This window comes from Methylobacterium sp. CCH7-A2 (assembly GCF_001557075.1).
GTDB lineage: Bacteria > Pseudomonadota > Alphaproteobacteria > Rhizobiales > Beijerinckiaceae > Allobosea > Allobosea massiliensis.
Genome location: NZ_LSKN01000239.1, coordinates 1 through 940 on the forward strand (window position 1 = coordinate 1; position 940 = coordinate 940).

The 940-nt window shown below is 61.4% G+C and carries 1 protein-coding gene; it reads left to right on the top strand.

The genetic code is table 11. The features are described 5' to 3' along the window. Positions 1–166 precede the first annotated feature (166 nt). On the top strand, positions 167–598 hold the full coding sequence (locus AX750_RS18160) for a hypothetical protein (protein WP_067254819.1): 432 nt from the start codon (positions 167–169) through the stop codon (positions 596–598). The last annotated feature ends 342 nt before the right edge of the window (positions 599–940 follow it).

Below are 940 nucleotides of genomic sequence, written 5' to 3' on the forward strand. Positions count from 1 at the left end.
AGGAGACCGAAAGGTGATCCTGCCGCTCCTCCAGCACGGCGAAGCCGCCCGTCTTCCGGACTGCGCTGGCGCCGTATGGAGCGAGCGCGACGGGCTCTGCCTGCACAAAGCAGGGTCCGGCCCCAGGGCGGACCGGGTTGTGGGCTGGCGAACCCTGCCCTGAGCGATGCCTCGGCGGCTCCCGATCTATGCTGCCCAGACCGACCTTCGTCGCTGGCAGATCAACGTCGATGCCATCTGCCAGTCCTCTCGCGGCGAGCGGCGGGAACACTTCGGTCGGATCGCCAAGCGTCTTCAATTGACCGATGATGCCCTGATCGCCCTCGTGAAGATCACGACCCGACTGCAGCGTCGACAGGGACCCAGAGCATATGGCCCCCAACGCAACGCGCTCGTCATCTTCCCCTACGACGACGGGGTGAATCTGACGTTCAAGTCGTCGTTCGGATCCAAATGTAGCTTCGATGGGGAGGCTTTGGGGTGGATGCTCCCGATCGACACCGATGGCGCAGCCACGAGGATGATGGCCCGCCTCCTCAAGATCTTCGATCTACTCGTCGTGGAAGACGGCCCACGCAGTGCCTTTGTCTATTGGTAGGCTGCGGTTCCGCGTCCAAGGGCTTTATCCGCGTGCGTGGACGTTTCCGACGCCCTCTTCCCACAAATCCCTGTTCCGGGAGATGGAAGGCGGGCGACGATTCAGCAAGCTTTCCGAGAACCGCATTATCACCATTTGACAAGCATCACGTCGTCCGGGGGCAGCGGGTATGTAATGCTCTAGCCTCGTATTGAGGAAAATAACGGTCTCGCAAAAATCGGCCGACCGGTAGAGCCTGATCAAGATCTCCATGACACGCCGTCGACGAAGGTCTCCGTTGGCTGGCGTGCATGCAGGAACGCCTCAACCATAGGCCGGTTCTCGTCGGTGTAGCCGGAGATC

Bases quoted from the DNA above. Each gene is read 5' to 3' on its own strand.
- AX750_RS18160 (WP_067254819.1), top strand. From the start codon at position 167: ATGCCTCGGCGGCTCCCGATCTATGCTGCCCAGACCGACCTTCGTCGC.